The sequence below is a fragment of the Exiguobacterium sp. KKBO11 genome (genome assembly GCF_001644945.1).
In the GTDB taxonomy this organism is placed as follows: domain Bacteria; phylum Bacillota; class Bacilli; order Exiguobacteriales; family Exiguobacteriaceae; genus Exiguobacterium_A; species Exiguobacterium_A abrahamii.
Genome location: NZ_LUCU01000022.1, coordinates 203,264 through 222,344, shown reverse-complemented (window position 1 = coordinate 222,344; position 19,081 = coordinate 203,264). Strand labels below are relative to the sequence as shown.

Sequence of the window (19,081 nt, the reverse complement as noted above, 5' to 3'; positions counted from 1 at the left end):
CGGATCTTAGACGACGCGTTCAGACGTTTTTGTCTTCGTGTCACTGATCCGGACGCGTGTTTTTGTGACAGGTAGTTCAAGCAACGATTCGACTGCATGTTTGGCGCGTTCTTGAATGTCTTTGCCGATTGACGGCAAGCCTTCTTGACCAAAGACGGAACAGTCAACTTCTAACGCGACGGTTTCTTTTTTCGAGTGAATGTCTGCGTTGACGCGTGGAGATCGTACGCCGTTGATACCGCGAATCGACTCGAGTGCCGTTCGTTCGATTGTTTGCTTAGAGATCGTGATATTCCCGTCACCCGTTTGAATCAGGAGACGTTGTCCTTTTGAACGACTGAGTAGTCCAGTGAATAATAGAATGACAAATACGAATGCTAGGAAGCCACCAAGTGATAAAATCGTGTAGCTATACCATTGTTGATCTTGCCACTGTTCAATCAAAGGACTGAGTCGTGGAACATCATAGACGCCAAGTACAAGAAGACCGACGCTGACTAAACCGAGAATGCCGATCAGAACGAGTAGGAAACGATTGAATCCGTTCATGTTACATCTCTCCTTTCTGCCGTTAAATTGTTTTAACGTGATTGTTCTACACATGAAATATTATGTGTATGGTGAGAATATTCCCGCTCAAACGAACTCGAAACATGAAAATGCACTTAGAATGAAAAGACTATTTATTCTGAAAATTTATCTATTTATTAGAAAAATAGTAGATGAAATACGGCTTTACGCATTGAAATCAAGGATGTTACGACGTCTTAAGGGTTTAAGCGTTCGCGAAAAATATCTATCATGAATATTATTCAATGTCAATATAGAAAATCATCTCCATCAAAAAACTCCTCTCATGCGGTCATGAGAGGAGAGACAGACGTTTATTTTTCGATTTTCGGTACTTTTACGATGTAATAGACCGTACTTAAGATCAAGAAAGCGACTCCGATTAAGATCGAGACGCGTGTCTCATCGTTGAACAACATCCCGACGAGCACTGTCAACAGCGCGACGATCGACAGATAGTTCGTCACCGGCGCACCGGGCATCTTGAACGGATGTGAGGCTGTCCGTTCACTTTCGAGTTTACGATACCGGATATGACTGATTAAAATCGCGAACCACGGTACCATCCCTGGTAGTACCGAAGCACTGTAGACATACACGAAGATATTCGTATCCTTCCCGAGAACGAGTGGCAAGGTGATATCGAGAATGACACCGAAGAAAATCCCGATTGAAATCGCTAAGACCGTGTAGAATGGAATGCCGCGTTTGTTGACCTTTAAGAAGAAGGACGGCACTTGTTCTTTTTCAGCCAATGCATAGATCATCCGGCTTGCGCTGAAGATCCCGGAGTTACAACCGGATAAAGCGGCCGTGATGACGACGAAGTTGATGATCCCGGCAGCAATCGTGACACCGACCTTGGCGAATGTCGCAACGAACGGACTGCCGAGATCAGACAACTCATTCCACGGATACACCGTGACGATGATGAAGATGGAGCCGACGTAGAAAATCAAGATTCGCCAGACGACACCATTGATCGCCTTCGTAATGTTCTTCTCTGGATCTTTCGTTTCTCCAGCTGTCACGCCGATCAACTCAACACCGATGTAAGAGGCGAAGACGATCGAGAGCGCAAAGAAGAAGCCGGTGAAACCATTTGTGAAGAATCCACCGTTCGCCCAAAGATTCGAGAAGCCGACCGGATTTCCGTCATTTCCTAGACCAAAGAAGATGATTCCAAGTCCAGCGACGATCATTAGAAGAATCGTTATTACCTTGATTGAGGCGAACCAAAACTCGAGTTCACCGAACATCTTGACGGAAGCAAGGTTCGCAAGCGTCAAGAGAATGATGACGACGACGCCTGGAATCCAAGTCGGTAGTTCCGGCCACCAGAAGCGTAAGTATGTCCCGACAGCGATGACTTCACTCATCCCGACGACGACCCAGTTGAAGATATTACTGCTTGCTGTCAAGAAACCAGCTGCTGGATGGATATAGTCGTTTGCGAACTTTGCGTACGAACCACTGTGAGGATGGGTGTAGACCATCTCACCAAGTGCCCGCATGATGAAAAAGATAAAGACTCCTGCTAGCATGTACGCGAGTAAGACGGATGGTCCCGTCCAAGCAATCGTACTCGATGCTCCAAGGAAAAGACCGACCCCGATCGTTCCTCCGAGTGCAATCATTTGTACCTGTCGTGCTGTTAAATCTCGTTTCAAATTCGAACTCATCATTTCCCCCAAAAAAATTCTGTGACGTCATAATGTTCAGACAATTTGTCCGAATAACTATAACGCTGAGTATACTATCCTCAGATAGAACTCGCTAGTCTTTTTGAAAATTTGGGTTAGAGGTTTTCAAAAGTAAAAAGATTATGAAACAACTGTGTAATGGCTTTCATTTGCCTGCTAAGAGAGAGACAAGTCGCTGACCGAGTCTCCCGAAATATAGGTGTTCCGAGGTCGCTAGTACGATCAAGTCATTACGCATTGTAAGGTCACCTGACAGGGTATTTCCCTGTTCTGTCATGAATCGAATCGAACGAACACTTTCAAAGAGCGTACCTTTCCGTTCGAGTAAATGTGCTTCATCAGAATTTGCGGCAAGCAGAAAATCGTCGTACCGAGCGAACTGAGAAAAGGCGATCGTAGGTGCCTCGCAGACGAGATCTTCCTCTTGATCGATACGAATGAAACGGTAATCAGAGTAGTAGAAGAACCAGATTTCTTTTGATGAACAGACGTTTAAGGCGTAACAATCATCAATCGGATATTGACGGTTTTTATACTGTACTTCGCCCGTATCGTCAAAAGCGACGAGTCCAAAGGCACCATTTGAACTGGTTACGGCGTCAGCATAGACACCTTCGTCAAAATAACTGACCCAAATCCACCCTCGTTCATCGATTTGCATGTTTTGAATCCCATCATCTAAACAAAATTGATTGACTAGATTTCCCTGAACATCATAAATAAAGGCATTCGGCAACCACGTTCCGTCTACGTCATCATCGCAACGGGAAGCGACGAGTAACAAACGTCCATCCGGAAATCGATCGACGAGCGAAAAATCAATTTCGCTTTTTTTAACGATCGTCGTCTTACGCCAATCATCCTTCAATTGATGAATGGAAAGGACGTGTTCATTGCGTGCTTCGTCGAGGGTTTCTTCGACGATTAAAATATGTCCGTCGACGGTGATCCCGGTTGCGACAGGATGACCCGCCCGATAGGATGCAGTCAAACGACGTAACGGAAAATGAGCAAGTGGGGATGTGAGCATGGCAGGACCTCCTGTTTGTTTAAAAAAACAGTCCGTCGTCAGACAGACTGCTAGTTGTTCAAACCGTTCGTTGACGGCGTTTGTAGATGACGTAGAAGATGATCAAGACGACGGCAGCGATTAGGACACCGTTCGTGTACGGTGCAGCCACTTCCTTGATCGAGCGCCAGTTCGTTCCGAGCGTTTCACCAAGATACAGGAACAAGATCGACCACGGAATGATCGCAAGCACCGTATAAAGAGAAAACTTCGTTTGATCCATCTTGGCAAGACCTGCCGGAATCGAGATGGCATGACGGACGACCGGGATGAAACGGGCTCCAAAGATGACGCCTTGTCCGTACTTTAAGAACCAACGCTCGGCTAGATCGAGATGATGTTCTGAAATCAAAACATACTTCCCGTATTTCAGGATAAGGGGACGACCGCCGTAGCGAGCGAACCAATATAAGAATAATTGCGAGAATAATCCACCGATGACGGCAGCGACGATAGCAAGCGGCCAGCCGATCGTTCCTTGGGAAATCATGAATCCACCGTAAGAGAGGACGATTTCACTCGGTATGATTTCAATCATCAACCCGAGGGCGATGCCGAAATATCCGAGATCGGCAAGCGAAAGTAAAATCTGGTTGACGACTTGAGATAACACGTTAGACAACTCCTTTGTATCAGTTCATTCCTTTATTTTAGAGAACCGAGGACGAAATGAAAAGGAAAAAAACGGAGACAATTCAAAAGACGGATTCGCGATGACAGCGAATCCGTCTTGTTTTTATAATACGACCGCAGCGATCGTACCGAAGATGAGTAATGGAATGTTGTAGTGCAGGAACGTCGGAATGACCGTTTCTCGCATGTGATCGTGCTGACCATCAGCATTCAAACCACTCGTTGGTCCGAGTGTCGAGTCAGACGCCGGGCTACCCGCGTCACCGAGAGCACCGGATGTTCCGATGATGGCAATCGTCGCTTCTAAGCTGAATCCGTACTGGATACAAAGTGGAACGAAGATGGCAGCGATGATCGGAACGGTCGAGAAACTCGAGCCGATCCCCATCGTGACGAGAAGACCAATCAAGAGCATGACGAAGGCGGCAACGAGTTGTGAATCGCCCATCAACGCTTTCGAATTCTCGACGAGTGGCTCGATATCGCCCGTCTTACGCAAGACGTTTGAGAAACCGTTCGCTGAAATCATGACGAAACCGATGAATGACATCATGCGCATACCGCGTGTAATGACGTCATCGGCTTCACTGAAGCGAACAAGACGAAGCAACAAGAAGAGAATCAACCCTGTCGTCGCAGCGAGAATCATTGATCCGGTCTGTAGTTGTACGATCAAGGTCGCGATAACGACGACTCCACTTAATACAAGCTTCGTTTTCGTGATGACCGGGATTTCATAATCGTCCGGTGCGATGTCGCGCATCTCATACGTGCGCTCTTTCCGGTACGTGTACAAACCGATCAAGAGACCAACGACCATTCCGAGTGCAGGAATCGCCATCGCTTCGATGACGGAAGCTCCAGCAGTATCGAGACCATTTGCCTTCAAGTTCTTTAGTAGAATCTGGTTGAGGTAAATATCTCCGAAACCGACTGGTAAGAACATGTACGGTGTCACAAGACCGAACGTCATGATGATCGCAATCCGGCGACGGTCCATCTTCAATTGATTGAAGAGACCAAGAAGCGGCGGAATGATGATTGGAATGAACGCGATGTGGATCGGCAACACGTTTTGTGAACTGATCGCAAGCAAGAGAATCGCGAACAAGATGAATCCTTTTAATTTTTTGACGGAAGCGGCACTTGCGTTACCACGCGAACGCGCAATCAAAGAGTGCGCGAGTGCATCCGGTAAACCTGTTTTCGAGAGGGCGACAGCGAACGCACCGAGCATCGCGTAGCTCAGGGCGATTTCGGCCCCGTCACCAAGACCACCGGAGAATGCTTTTGTCGTCGCAGTCAGGTCAAGACCACCGATGAGACCACCGGCAAACGCACTGATGACCATCGCGAGCACGATGTGGACGCGGAAGATCGCTAATATAAATAGTAAAAAGACGGCAAACAATACGGCGTTTATCATTCAGTAAAACCACACTTTCTTTTGTTATCACTGTACTATACTAAAGTATCTTACAGCCATGTTGGAATGCTGTCAAGAGTAAAAGTCTGACCTCGTAATCAAAAGATGAATGATACGCTTTTTAGCTCTCCACAAGAAGTTACATTCTGTTATACCCTGAAGCTTAAAGTGAGAAGCGTTTTGATCACTGAAAATGATTCATACGAAAAAACGTGCCATCCTTCTCCGGTAAGAGAAAATGGCACGTTATCTTTAGTTTAAAGCGGAGTAAATCATCCAATTCTATTTGCGTTTCTTCTATAGAGAGTGATCAGCAATCGACGACGTCAAGTTTACCAGTCCCTGGATCGATGACGAGTCCGTGAACGTTCGTCCCAGGTGGTAGTAATGGGTGGTTCTTCACGAGGCTGACCGAGTGAGCGACGCTTTCTTGAACTGACGTGAAACCACGCAACCATTGATTCAAATCAACGCCAGATACTTCGAGCGTGTGAAGAATCTGTTGGTCGATGCCCCGATCTTTCATCTCGTTGATCATGTGGTTAGGATCAATCGTGCTCATGCCGCAGTCGTGGTGACCGATGACGACGACTTCTTCAGCACCAAGAGCATACAACGCGACGAGAATCGAGCGCATGACGGAACCGAATGGGTGCGATAGGATAGCACCGGCATTTTTGATGATCTTCGCATCCCCGTTCTTAAGACCAAGTGCGTGTGGGAGGAGTTCCGTCAAGCGGGCATCCATACACGTCAGGATGACGACCTTTTTGTCTGGGAACTTATCCGAGACGAACTGTTCATACTGTTTTTCGGCGACGAATCGCTCGTTGAAGGCTAGCATTTCCTGTACAACTGACATTCAAGTGTCCTCCTTTAGTGGTAGCTCTTAATATGTACCCCATATCAGAATACAAGATGATGAAACGGCTATCAAGTCACGAAAATGCGAGGTGTGACAAATCGCACACATCCATGTACATGAAGCAAAATGATGAAAAAGAAGATTTCACAACAGTTGTAAACGCTATCAAAGGTGTGAGGGAATTCACAGGATGGTCATGCACAAAACGGGAAAAAGGGGTTATGATTGATTTGTGAAGGAAAGCACAAACTATTGAAAAACAGCTTGGCATTCCTGACATAATGGTTGGCAAATCAAACTCAGATTCGTTCCACGACAGGGAGGAAACCACTCATGGCTGTGAAAGAAAAAACAAAATCGACGGCAACGCCGGTCGAACAAGCAGTTGGACAAATCGTTGAAAAAGGGCAACGCGCATTACAAGAATTACTGACATTCGATCAAGAAAAAATCGATACGATCGTCCGGGATATGGCACTTGCCGGACTCGAACGGCACGTCGAACTCGCTCGTCTCGCGGCAGAAGAGACGGGACGCGGTGTCTTTGAAGATAAGATGATTAAAAATATGTTTGCAACAGAATACATCTACAACAGTCTACGTCATGAAAAAACAGTCGGGATTTTAGAAGAGGATGTTCAAAACGGCATCACCTATATCGCTGAACCGGTCGGTGTCGTCTGTGGTGTCACACCGGTCACGAACCCGACATCAACGACGATGTTCAAAGCATTGATTGCGATCAAGACACGTAACCCGATCGTCTTCGCGTTCCACCCGTCGGCACAACGATGTTCCGTCGAAGCAGCGAAAACACTCCGCGACGCAGCCATCAAAGCAGGGGCACCAAAAGACTGTATTCAATGGGTGGAAGAACCATCACTTGAAGCAACGAAAGTCTTGATGAACCATGAAAAAATCGCCATGGTCCTTGCGACAGGTGGAGCAGGAATGGTCAAATCGGCGTATTCAACAGGTAAACCGGCACTTGGTGTTGGACCAGGGAACGTTCCGTGTTATATCGAACAGTCTGCGAAAGTCAAACGGGCAGTCAGCGATCTTGTTCTTTCAAAAACGTTTGATAACGGGATGATTTGTGCGTCTGAGCAAGCTGTCATCGTCGACCAAGGGATTTATGCGACGGTTCGTGCGGAAATGGAAGCACTCGGTTGTTACTTCTGTACACCGGAAGAAAAACAACGCCTCGAATCACTCGTCATCAAAACCGATACATGTGCCGTCAACGCGGACATCGTCGGGAAACCTGCGACATGGATCGCAGAAAAAGCCGGCATCGATGTTCCGGAAACAACGGTCATGCTCGTCGCAGAACTCGAGCACGTCGGAGCGGCAGAACCATTGTCTCATGAAAAACTCAGTCCCGTCCTCGGTGCGTACCGCGTCGCTTCGACCGAAGAAGCGTTCACGATTGCAGAACAGATGCTTGAAATCGGCGGTCTCGGTCATACAGCCGTCATTCATACGACGAACGATGACTTGATGACAGCGTTCGGACTCCGCATGAAAGCCTGCCGGATCCTTGTCAACAGCCCATCTGCTCATGGCGGAATCGGTGATCTGTACAACGAGTTGACACCATCACTGACACTCGGTTGCGGATCATACGGGAAAAACTCTGTTTCTGAAAACGTGACAGCGAAACACTTACTCAACGTCAAAAAGGTGGCGAGACGACGCGTGAACATGCAATGGTTCAAGGTCCCTGAAAAAATCTACTTCGAAAAGAACTCCGTTCAGTACTTGCGGTCGATGACTGACGTCTCACGTGTCATGATTGTCACTGATCCAACGATGGTACAGTTCGGGTATGCCGATAAAGTAATTCAAAACTTACCACAGTCCGTCAGTTACCGGATCTTCGACCAAGTCGAACCAGATCCATCGGTGACGACTGTTCAGACGGGTGCCCAAGCGATGCGTGACTTCAAACCTGACTTGATCATCGCTCTCGGTGGTGGTTCAGCGATGGATGCTGCAAAAGGAATGTGGCTCTTCTATGAACAACCGAACGAAACGTTCTCGAACTTACGTCAAAAATTCCTTGATATCCGCAAACGGGCGTATCAATTCCCGACACTTGGTCGTCAAGCGAAGTTCGTCGCGATTCCGACGACTTCTGGTACAGGTTCAGAAGTGACACCGTTCACCGTCATCACGGATAAAGAGAAAAACGTCAAATACCCGATTGCTGACTATGCATTGACGCCAGACGTCGCAATCGTTGATCCAGAATTCGTCATGACCGTCCCAGCTTCAATCACTGCTGATACCGGAATGGATGTCTTGACGCATGCGACAGAAGCATACGTCTCGGTGCTTGCGAACGACTACACGGATGGACTGGCACTGAAAGCAATCAAGATGATCTTCGACTACTTGCCACGAGCATATGCTAACGGATCAGACGCCGAAGCACGCGAAAAAGTGCATAATGCGTCAACGATGGCAGGGATGGCATTCGCGAACGCCTTCCTTGGCATCAACCACTCGATCGCACACAAAATCGGTGGCGAGTTCCACACGCCACACGGACGGACGAATGCGATCCTGATGCCACACGTCATTCGCTATAACGCGTCACGTCCAACAAAACTAGCAGCATTCCCGAAATACGAATCATTCGTTGCGGATGAGCGGTATGCCGACATCTCACGCTACCTCGGTCTTCCGGCAGCAACGACAGAAGAAGGGGTCGAATCCCTCATCCAAGCCGTTGCTGATCTTGGACAACGTCTCAACATCAAGATGTCATTCAAGGCGCAAGGCATTCAAAAAGCAGATTTCGAGGCAAAACTCGACAAGATGGCGGTCGATGCTTTTGAAGATCAATGTACGACTGCGAATCCGAAGATGCCGCTTGTCGCTGAGTTACGGACGATCATGGAACAAGCATACGAAGGCATCTAATAGAGAAAAAAATACCATGGCACCTGATCGTTCAACCGGCTTCTCACTGTGAGAAGTCGGTTTTTGTTTTGGGAATCAGTGGAGACAGTCAGAGAAGAAGTGGGATATAATGGCTGTTGAATGAATTTGATGTTTTTGGTTTCGCTGTAGCAGGAATATTCAAACATCAGACATAAAAAGGAGGAAATGGGATGGAGTCAAGGCAAGAAAGGAAACAACGACGGTTTTCCGTCTGGGATGTCCTGTTTGGTGTCCTTATCGGTCTCATCTTTTTCGGTGTCATCTATGGTGTGATGGCATTTTTGACTTCACAAATCACCTCATCCTCAGACTATCAGGATCTCGTGACGCAGATGCAACAGGCGGATGTCTCCTGGAAAGATGCAGATATCACGGTGTCATTGATGCTACTGTTCGTCGGTGGGCTGTCGATCACGATGCCGAGTGCGGTCCGGGAAGGAATCATCAATCAGGTGCTCGATGCGAGTTCTGCCGGCGATGTCTTATCGTTGTTTGGGATTGACTTAAAGCAAGTCCTTGCACCACTTACGTTTGATGTCTCTTACGGCACGTTACTCTATTCCGTTTTTGGCATCGGTTTGATCGTCCTGTTATTTTTAGTGTTACGGATTAAGGCAAGTCGTCTCGGGTGGACGATTCGATCGATCAGTTTCTTCTTAACGGTCGGAATCATCTGGTTCGTCCTTGCCGGACGCGGAAACGACGTGTCATTCCTCTCGTTACAAGACGGCTATGCGATGAGTGGGATCCTACCGCTTCTCGTCGTCAGTTTGCTTGGTTGGATGGCGTTCTTCCCGCAAAAGTTATCTGGTCTGACAGCTGCCGGTCGTGCCAGCTTGCTGATTTTGATGCTCGCAAGTACGCTCCAACTCGTCTTTACGGTGCAGGACGAAGCGGAGTATGACGGTGATTCCTCACTACGGACGGCACTCACCGTCGCGAGTCTAAACGCCGGAAGTGGCGGGATGTACGACTGGATCCACGGCGGTCAGGTCGTGTATCAAGCAGATGTCCTTGGAGCGAATGCGGAAATCCCGGTCTCAATGTTGAACGGGGAGACCTCAACGGATCAGCTCAATGACTCGATCCAAAAAGTCGTCGATGGAATCGACACGGACCGGGTGACAGAACAATTGTTGACGTTACTCGGTGGAGAACGTCCGGATTTGTCAGCAACACAATTGAAGCTCGACCCTGTTGATTACGGCGTCGCGCGGCAGACGATCCAAGCGATTGATGCGGAATCGGCAGGAGCGACGCCACCGAATGTCTCCAGTGAGAGTGCTTACTGGGTGCTGTTGCTCGTAACGTTCGCGATCTACTTCGTCTGTAGTATCCGAAGCTTCAAGTCGATTATCGATCCGTTCGTCTTTGCGATCGCGATTGGTGTCATCAGCTTCATCGTCAGTCAAGCTTCATACGTTCAGTTCGCGATGAAATGGCGCAGTGACGTCTTATTCGAGTTCGCTCAACAGACGGCAGGCTGGACGGTACTATACGCCGCAGGACTTGCGTTACTTGGTGGAATTCTTGGTTATGTCGTCCGACGGAAACCAGAGAAAACGGTGTAAGGGACGTGGAGTGGCGAAAATCCTATGCCATGAATCCATTCTACGAATGTTGCTGTCATGCTCGCTTTCCACAGGCGGGAGGTAAGCCGCGGTATCCTAAACTACGTTTCGTCTACCGGATCTCACCTGACCCTGACGAAAGCGAAAACCATGCTTTCTTTCCCTGTAGGAGTCGAGAAGGAACAGTTACGTTCTACATCAAGCATAAACGATACGTTTTCAGGTTCATGACCTGAAATGTATCGTTTTTTTACGTGGTTCATCTCATTTGCATCATCTCCTTTTTTTACCATGTAAACTTGGTTTGTAAAGGGAAAATCAACAACGTTAAGCCAGTATTTGGAATTAGTTAAGTAGGTTAAATAAGACGGATGTCCGACCTATTTGAAAGGACTATTAGCTATAATCGAACCATGCTAAATTAATGAAGCAGTCAAAACATCCTGGGGGGAAATTTAAATGAAAAAAGCTACAAAGCTCGTCATCGCGTCGACATTGATCGCACCGATGCTCGTACCAGTCGTCCAAGTCAAGACACTTGCTGCCGACAACAGTGTCGTCAAATTACGCTTCTTAGAAACAACGGATTTACATACGAACTCAATGAACTACGATTACTTCAAGGATGCGCAGGACGAAACGATTGGTCTCGTCAAAGCCGCTACAGTCATCAAACAGCAACAAGCTGAAGTGGGCGCTACGAATAGCTTCTTGTTCGATAACGGAGATACACTTCAAGGAACGCCATTCGGTGATTACGTGAAGAACCAGTACGACAAAGGAAACAAAGGCAAACATCCGATGTACGAATTGATGGAGTACCTTGGTTATGACGCGGTCACGCTCGGAAACCATGAATTCAACTTCGGTCTTGATTTCCTTAAGTCAGCGATGAGTGCTTCGAGCGGTTCAATCAAGTTCGTCAACTCGAACGTGTTGGATGCTGTCACGAAAAAGCCAATCGTCGCGGACTACAACAAAGATGGAAAAGACTATCAAATCATCGAACGTCAAGTCAAGGACCAGAACGGTGACATGAAAACAGTTAAGGTTGGTGTGTTTGGAGTCGTCACGCCACAAATCATGGCATGGGATGCGGGGAATTTGACGGGGAAAGTCACGGCTGAAGATATCATCCCGACTGCTAAAGCCACAGCGAAAAAATTAAAAGATGCTGGCGCAGACGTCGTCGTGGCACTCGCGCACACAGGGATTGGGGATACGACGGATCAAAAAGATGGCGATGAGAACGTTGGCTACGCGTTGACGAAAGTCGCAGACATCGATGTCTTGATGACAGGTCATCAGCATGGGAAGTTCCCAGCAGCCGATTCAGCGTTCAACAAACTGCCGAATGTTGATAAAGAAAAAGGCTTAATCAATGGGAAACCAGTCGTCATGGCGAACACACAAGGGAAAAACGTTGGTGTCATCGATCTTCAGTTAAAGGAAGTTGACGGGAAATGGGTCGTTGATACGTCAGGTGCAAAACTAGCGGACGTGACGAAAGATACGACAGCAGATGCCGGTGCTGTCAAGTTGATCGAAAAAGCACATGAAGGAACGCTCGCTTACATTCGTCAAGAAGTCGGGACGATCAATGATGATATCCAGAGCTTCTTCGCTCTCGCGCAAGACGATGATTCCGTTCAGTTCGTAACGAACGCTCAGAAATGGTATGTCGAGAAACAACTCAAAGAAAATGCCGATCTTGCGAAATATAAAGATCTCCCGTTGTTGTCAGCTGGTGCACCATTCAAGACAGGTGGTCGTAACCAAGTCAACGCGTCCGATTACACGTTGATCAAAAAAGGGCCAATCGCACTCAAGAACGTCGCCGATCTTTATGTTTATCCGAATACACTCGAAGTCGTCAAAGTAACAGGTGCTGACGTCAAAGACTGGCTCGAGATGTCTGCGGGGCAATTTAACCAAGTCGGCGGTGAGCAAACGAACTTGTTGAACAAAGATTTCCGTAGCTACAACTTCGATATCCTCGACGGATTGACGTATGAAATTGATATCACGAAACCAGCGAAGTTTGACTATAACGGTGTCGTCGTCAATAAAGACGCAAACCGTGTTCAAAACATCAAGTATCAAGGCAAAGCGATCGCCGACGATCAAGAATTCCTTGTCGCGACAAACAACTACCGCGCAGGCAGTGCGACGTTCCCAGGTCTTGGTGGCGGAAAGAATATCGTCTACAAATCAGCCTACGAAACACGTAACGTCATTTCGGACTTCATCAAAGCGAAACAACCGGTTGATTATAAAGCCGATGACAACTGGTCACTCGTCGCAAGCAAACCGACTACGGTCAGCTTTGATTCAGCGGTTGCAGCTGCGCCGTACGTCAAGCGGTATGAAGGCATCACGAACACAGGTGAAACACGTCCAGGTGAGACAGGTACGTTCCTTAAATTCAATATGAACGTGCCGATGAAAAACTTCACGGTCTCGGCAAAAGCAGTTAAACCAGGTGCGAAAGTCGTTACTGGTCAAGCCGTTCCAGGTGCGAAAGTCACGGTTAAACTCGGCGAAAAAGTCCTTGGTACAGCAACAGCAAACGAAGCGGGTCAATACGAAGTCGTGACACGTCCGCTCAAATTGCGTGACAAGTTGACGATCGTCTCTGAACTCAGCTTTATGAAGACAGAAACGAACGTCACAGTCGGAACAGGTGTCGTTGCGACACCAGCGATCGATAAAAAGTCAGCAGTCTACGGTTCAACTGTCCTCCGCGGTAAAGCAACGGAAGGTCTTGACGTGACGCTCTATAAAGGATCAACGAAAATCGCAAAAGCGAAAACGACGGCAAGCGGCTTCAAGATTGCGGTCAAGAACGGTCTAACGACAGGTACGTACACGGTCAAGTCGACAGATATCTCGAACAAGATCACGAAAAAAGCGTCGTTCACGATCAAGAACACGTATCCGGTCAAAAAATGGTCAGGCAAAAAGACGTTGACAGGTAAAGTCGAAAAACGACAAATCGTCCGCCTCTACCAAAAAACAGAAGCTGGTTATCAATTGATCGCTCAAGACGTGGCGGATCAGCACGGGAACTATGTCTTGAAGATGCGTAAGGCATTGACGAACGGCTCGTACAAACTCAACATCTATACAGCGAAGGATCATCTCGATCAGTCACGTTACTTCATCACGAAGTAACATCTCACTCGGATGTCTGCATATGCAGGCATCCGTTTTTATTTGATTAGATACGTGCGTTGTGAGAGCAGAAACCGTTTAATGCGTTCGTAGATGATTGCTTGCTCGACCGTCAATTGATCCGTCGCGTGCGACATGTAGAGTCGTGACGTAACGGTAAACACATCGTCTGTGATGAAAGGGAGTCCCATCTCGCGGCAGACGGAGACGGGAACGAAGCTGAAATACCGTTGCTGACGTAAGGCGAGTTGCAGCGAGACGTCATCAATATAGTGCGTGGTATCGGCATAGATGTTTAGTTCCGCCATCTTCAATTGGATGAAGCGGTTGTAATCCTTATTGTGGGAGGGAAATAAAAAGGCAGTCTCCGTTGCGTCCGCATAGAGCGCCGTGATCGCTTCTTTCTCTGAATAGGAAGCAGGATAGGTGATGACAATCTCCTCTTCCACGATCGGTTCACTCGTAATGAGCGGATGCTTGAGTTCCATGAAGCTGATCGAGAAATGGAATTCTTGATGGAGCAGGCCACTTAAAATGTCGCGATTCGAGAGGATGTCCGAGTTGAACAAAGGCGCAGTCTGCGGCAAGAGAAATTCCCGTAGGATTAATTGGATGAAGCGACCGTGCGAACTGGCAAGACTGAGTGGTGTTTCGGTAGAGGCATCATTTCGCGCCATGCGTTCCTGGACCCGTGTCAGCTCGTGTTCGATTTTTTCGACTGATTGCAACAGAAGTCGTCCATTGTCGGTCAAGCTGATCGTTCTGCCTTTTCGATGAAACAACGTCGTGTTCAATTCACGTTCTAGTTTTTTGATCGTCGCACTGAGGGCGGGTTGGCTGATGAATAATCGTTCGGCAGCACGCGTCACGTTCAATTCCTCCGCGACGTGACGAAAATACTTCAAATGTAAGAGTTCCATGATATCCTCCTAACATAACCTATAGGTTATTAAAATATATAAATATATATATTTCTGTTTATGATGAAACCAGTATATCGTAAATACCAGAGGTGATAGATATGAAAATCGGAATTTACGGAGCAGGATCACTAGGAACCATCATGGGAGCTTATTTGAGTCAACAGTATGCGGGTGTCGATCTGATCGATACGAATCGCGCACATATCGAAGCGCTAAACACAACAGGCGCGCATGTCATTGGACCAGATTTGACGCAAGCCGTCCATGCGATGCATCCGGATGACATCACGGAGATGTACGATATCGTATTGTTGCTGACGAAACAGGTCTACAATGAACCGGTCCTGGCGAAAGTCCGGACGATCTTGAAGGAAGACGGTATTCTCGTCTCCTTGCAAAACGGTGTACCGGAAGAATTCATTCAACAACAGATTCCACGCGAACGTATCATCGCGGGATCCGTCGAGTTCGGAGCGACATACGTCGGACCAGGCGAGTCACGTCTGACATCGGATTACGAGCACTTCAAGACGTATGCGATGCAAATCGGTGAACTGGACGGTAAGAAGACGGACCGGATCATTCACTTGAAGGAAATCCTTGATCACATCGGTGGGACGGAAATCTCTGATAATCTACCGGGAACGAAATGGTCAAAACTCGTCATCAATAGTACGTTCAGTGGGTTATCCGCTGCGTGTAACGGTACGTATGGCGACGTTCTCGATCATCCGGTCTTGTTACGCGCAGCAATCCATACGATGCAAGAAGTCGTTGAAGTCGGTCACGCCCACGACATCACATTCGCGCCGATGAGTACGTTTGAGCCGGCAGCCTACGCAACACTTGACGATATCGATGAAAAACTGATCACCGTGCCACAATTGATGTACGGATCACGTGACTTAGAAGCGAGCATGTTGCAGGACTTACAAAAAGGTCAACCGACCGAAATTCGTTTCATCAATGGGATCGTAACAATGTACGGCAACACGTACGATATCAAAACACCGTTCAACTCACTCATTCAAGAAATCGTCGAGGAAGCGCAAACAGCGAAGACAGTCCCTGATTTTGAAACAAGTGTCACACGCTTTGCCGCATTGTTAAACGCATAAAGGAGGAATTCAAATGAAACAGAGCGATGTAAAGAACGTCGTCGCGACGCCGATCAATGCACCAGTCTTTCCGGCGGTCGATATCTTTTTTCGGAATCGGGAATACTTAAACATCATCTATGAGACAGACATCGAAGCGTTACAAGCAGTCGTTCCGGAACCGCTCGAGGTGCTGAGTAATCAGATCAAGTTTGAGATCATCAACATGCCGGATAGCACGGGTCTTGGGAGTTATCTTGAGTGCGGGCAAGTCATTCCGGTTCGGTATCAAGGGGAGGTCGGTGAGTTTTACCTCTCGATGTATGTCAACAATCAGCCGGCGATCGCCTCTGGTCGTGAAGTAGCTGCGTTTCCGAAGAAGTATGGTTCACCCCGGCTTTATCTCGACAATGATGTACTCGTCGGTACGCTTGACTATCATTCACTTCGTGTCGCCCAAGCGACGATGGGATACAAATATGTTCCGATGGCGGTCGAAGAAGCACAATCAATCGTCGGTGCACCGCAGTTCATGCTCAAACAGCATCGCGGTTATCAAGGCGAGTTGATCATCTCCGAGCTGACGCGGAGTCAAATCACGGATCTTGAGATTAAAGAAGCATACCGTGGACCGGCGCGACTTCAGTTATTCGAACATGTCATGGCACCACTCGCTGACTTCCCTGTTCGGAAGATCGTCGATGCCCAGCATATCATCGCTGATCTTCGACTTGGTGGACCTGCGAAACTGTATGATTATTTAACGGATTAACGACTCTCTAACATTAACGACCTCCAAAATGGATGGTCGTTTTGTTTTACCCCAAAAACTGGCATACTGAATTGAGAGGGGGAAACGACCATGCGACAAGTCATTGTGTTACCGTATCAATCAGAATGGGCGAGTGAATACTCACGAGAAGCGGACCGGTTACGAGACGTGTTCGGAGCACGTCTTAAGCAGATCCATCATATGGGGAGCACATCAGTTCCGGGACTCGCAGCAAAACCGATCATCGATATCTTACCCGTCGTCGATGCGCTTGAGGGGATCGAGCAGTTCGATGCACAGATGGAAGCAATCGGTTACGAGGCGAAGGGTGAATTCGGGATGCCGGGGCGTCGGTACTACCGAAAAGGTGGAGACGAACGGACGCATCACATCCATCTCTATGCGGCGGGAAATCCAGAAATCAAGCGTCATCTCGTCTTTCGGGACTATTTGCGTGCGCATCCAGAAGAAGCCACTGCTTACGGGGCATTAAAGGAACAATTAGCGGCGATATATCCGCTTGATATCGAAGCCTATATCGCCGGCAAGGATGCGTTCGTCAAGGAACTCGAACACCGCGCGATCGCTTGGGGGAATGCGCATGACTGAGTGGGAACATGCCCTCATTCGCCATGTCGGCGTTGGTGTGAAGACGGCGAAAGCGTTGTTTGAGAAGATCGAGGTGCAGGACTGGGACGCGCGGCCAATCCCCGGGAAACGGACCGTCGGTGAAGTCGCCGTCCATCTCGCTGTGTTGCTCGAAGCCGATTTGATGCTGGCAGAAGGGGCGACGGCTGAAGCGATGCAGGCGTTTTATGCGGAACCGGTCCCGCGCGATCAGTTAAATGAACGAATCAATCGTGCGTTTTCTATCTATCAGAAGAAAGTCACGACCGGATTTACGACCCGTCCGACGTACTGGGGCGTTACCGACTCGATGAACGGCTGGGCAATCGAAGCAGCCGTGCATCTCTATCATCATCGATCCCAGTTATTTGATTACTTGAACATCCTTGGATACGAGCTAGAGATTTCGTTATTTGAATGAATGGAAGTAGGGGTAGTGTATGGAATATATCGTTGAAACATCAGCCGGTCGCTTTGATACCCGGCTGACAGGAAGTGGGGACGTCACATTCGTCCTCGACCACGGGATGATGTCGAACCGACACCAGTGGGGCTGGCTACGGACCGAATTGTTGAAGCGGGGACGGGTCTTTGAATATTCACGTCTCGGGTATGGTCGGTCGAGTCGTGGTAAAAACAAACGACTCTTTACGCATCAAGCAGATGAGTTGGCGGACGTCTTACGGATGCTTCGTGTCGAAGGACCGTACGTCTTCATCGGGCACTCGCTCGGCGCCTATATCTCGCTCGCAAGTGGACGATTGTTTGCAGACGAGACACGCGGCATCGTCTTGCTCGATCCGTCGCATCCGGATGTCGATGCGGCATTACCGAACTGGTACGAACGAACACAAGAGGAGTGGAATCGATTCCTCTATTTCCTTAGTCACGTCCGACCGATCGCCTGGATGATTCCTGATCGTCTCGGCAAAAAGATGTTCAGTGTCTTACCGGAAGCTGATCAATTACCGATGTGGCGGCATTTTGCAGCACCCGGGCATTGGCGGGGGACGCTCGATGAATGGAAATCGGTCGAAGAGAACAATCAGATGATTCTTTCGTTGCTTGAAGACGTGACACAGCCGGTCCTCGTCCTGTCCGCTTCGAACTGGGCGGGAGGTATGCCAGAAAGTTGGTTGAACCCGGCATTGACCGAACAAATCAATGCGGCTCACGCTGCGTTCGCCGACAGTTTACCGAACGGGATGTATCATGTGATTGCGGATACAAATCATTACACGATTGCCGGGTTTTCGCATGAGGCAGCGGAGCGGATCACGGATTTGATTGGGACAACATGGGATTTACCGATTCAAATTCAGTAGTAAGGTTACGCTTTTTCGTTTCACTCGAATCGTTTTCCTGGGACAAGCATCGCGCCGCTTCACTTCGTTGCAGGGTCGATCCTGCTTGTATTTCCCTAAGAAGAGATTCCGAGCGAAAAAAGTTTCTTTTCTTGTGCTTCGGAATATCTGACGGAGCTGACTCTAAAGCCAGTATCTACAAAGAATGACGCGTCACACGCCACTCCTACAGGAAAAAGCGCATTATGCGCTGTCAGAGACAAACAAGACCCGCTTTCCTGCTTGAAGGAAGCAGGAAAACTGGCTTGTGTCTCGCCTGAGGAAAGGGCGTGAGAAGATGCGTCATTTTTTTGGAGTCAGCCCGGTCTACTCCTTGAGTCGATGCTTATCGGCTTTTT

15 protein-coding genes are annotated in these 19,081 nt (G+C 48.2%); 8 read left to right on the top strand and 7 right to left on the bottom strand.

All coding sequences use genetic code 11. The features are described 5' to 3' along the window. Window positions 1–6 precede the first annotated feature (6 nt). The 6 genes from amaP to AYO36_RS08150 all read right to left on the bottom strand — a co-directional run bounded on the left by amaP (window position 7) and on the right by AYO36_RS08150 (window position 6,263). Window positions 7–549: an alkaline shock response membrane anchor protein AmaP gene (gene amaP, locus AYO36_RS08180; protein ID WP_064300126.1), complete on the bottom strand. Its 543-nt coding sequence runs from the start codon at window positions 547–549 to the stop codon at window positions 7–9. A 335-nt stretch (window positions 550–884) separates the two neighbouring features. Then, window positions 885–2,255, bottom strand: a complete 1,371-nt coding sequence (locus AYO36_RS08170; RefSeq protein ID WP_064300124.1) for an amino acid permease — start codon at window positions 2,253–2,255, stop codon at window positions 885–887. A gap of 163 nt (window positions 2,256–2,418) precedes the next feature. After that, window positions 2,419–3,303, bottom strand: coding sequence for a hypothetical protein (locus AYO36_RS08165; RefSeq protein ID WP_064300123.1), 885 nt, complete (start codon window positions 3,301–3,303; stop codon window positions 2,419–2,421). Between the two features lie 58 nt (window positions 3,304–3,361). Continuing rightward, window positions 3,362–3,955 carry an undecaprenyl phosphate transporter UptA gene (gene uptA, locus AYO36_RS08160; protein WP_023467894.1) on the bottom strand — a complete coding sequence of 198 codons (594 nt, stop codon included), beginning with the start codon at window positions 3,953–3,955 and terminating at the stop codon, window positions 3,362–3,364. A 123-nt stretch (window positions 3,956–4,078) separates the two neighbouring features. Then, the gene (locus tag AYO36_RS08155) at window positions 4,079–5,398 is read right to left on the bottom strand and encodes a Na+/H+ antiporter family protein (protein WP_064300411.1); all 1,320 of its coding nucleotides are present in this window, start codon (window positions 5,396–5,398) and stop codon (window positions 4,079–4,081) included. A gap of 313 nt (window positions 5,399–5,711) precedes the next feature. Continuing rightward, window positions 5,712–6,263, bottom strand: coding sequence for a beta-class carbonic anhydrase (locus tag AYO36_RS08150; protein ID WP_035397969.1), 552 nt, complete (start codon window positions 6,261–6,263; stop codon window positions 5,712–5,714). A 336-nt stretch (window positions 6,264–6,599) separates the two neighbouring features. On the opposite strand from AYO36_RS08150, the gene adhE reads away from it, so the two are divergent. From adhE to AYO36_RS08130, 3 genes are all read left to right on the top strand, one after another. Further along, window positions 6,600–9,194, top strand: coding sequence for a bifunctional acetaldehyde-CoA/alcohol dehydrogenase (adhE, locus tag AYO36_RS08140; protein ID WP_064300121.1), 2,595 nt, complete (start codon window positions 6,600–6,602; stop codon window positions 9,192–9,194). Between the two features lie 191 nt (window positions 9,195–9,385). Next, window positions 9,386–10,786: a hypothetical protein gene (locus tag AYO36_RS08135; protein ID WP_064300120.1), complete on the top strand. Its 1,401-nt coding sequence runs from the start codon at window positions 9,386–9,388 to the stop codon at window positions 10,784–10,786. A gap of 459 nt (window positions 10,787–11,245) precedes the next feature. After that, entirely contained in the window at window positions 11,246–13,960 is a 2,715-nt protein-coding gene (locus AYO36_RS08130) for a bifunctional 2',3'-cyclic-nucleotide 2'-phosphodiesterase/3'-nucleotidase (RefSeq protein ID WP_064300119.1), read from the top strand. 38 nt (window positions 13,961–13,998) lie between these two features. On the opposite strand, the gene AYO36_RS17125 is transcribed toward AYO36_RS08130, so the two are convergent. Then, window positions 13,999–14,880 (bottom strand): LysR family transcriptional regulator, encoded by an 882-nt coding sequence (locus AYO36_RS17125; RefSeq protein ID WP_064300118.1) that lies wholly within the window; start codon window positions 14,878–14,880, stop codon window positions 13,999–14,001. A 101-nt stretch (window positions 14,881–14,981) separates the two neighbouring features. On the opposite strand from AYO36_RS17125, the gene AYO36_RS08120 reads away from it, so the two are divergent. The 5 genes from AYO36_RS08120 (at window position 14,982) to AYO36_RS08100 (ending at window position 18,704) form a co-directional block, all read left to right on the top strand. Then, a complete protein-coding gene (locus AYO36_RS08120; RefSeq protein WP_064300117.1) occupies window positions 14,982–16,001 on the top strand; it encodes a ketopantoate reductase family protein in 1,020 nt (339 codons plus the stop codon). Between the two features lie 13 nt (window positions 16,002–16,014). Next, window positions 16,015–16,752 carry an acetoacetate decarboxylase gene (locus tag AYO36_RS08115; RefSeq protein ID WP_064300116.1) on the top strand — a complete coding sequence of 246 codons (738 nt, stop codon included), beginning with the start codon at window positions 16,015–16,017 and terminating at the stop codon, window positions 16,750–16,752. Window positions 16,753–16,842: 90 nt separating this feature from the next. Beyond that, window positions 16,843–17,361, top strand: coding sequence for a GrpB family protein (locus tag AYO36_RS08110; protein ID WP_064300115.1), 519 nt, complete (start codon window positions 16,843–16,845; stop codon window positions 17,359–17,361). Continuing rightward, entirely contained in the window at window positions 17,354–17,800 is a 447-nt protein-coding gene (locus tag AYO36_RS08105; RefSeq protein WP_064300114.1) for a DinB family protein, read from the top strand. Before AYO36_RS08110 ends, AYO36_RS08105 begins: the two co-directional genes overlap by 8 nt. Window positions 17,801–17,819: 19 nt before the next feature. Beyond that, window positions 17,820–18,704: an alpha/beta fold hydrolase gene (locus AYO36_RS08100; protein WP_064300113.1), complete on the top strand. Its 885-nt coding sequence runs from the start codon at window positions 17,820–17,822 to the stop codon at window positions 18,702–18,704. The last annotated feature ends 377 nt before the right edge of the window (window positions 18,705–19,081 follow it).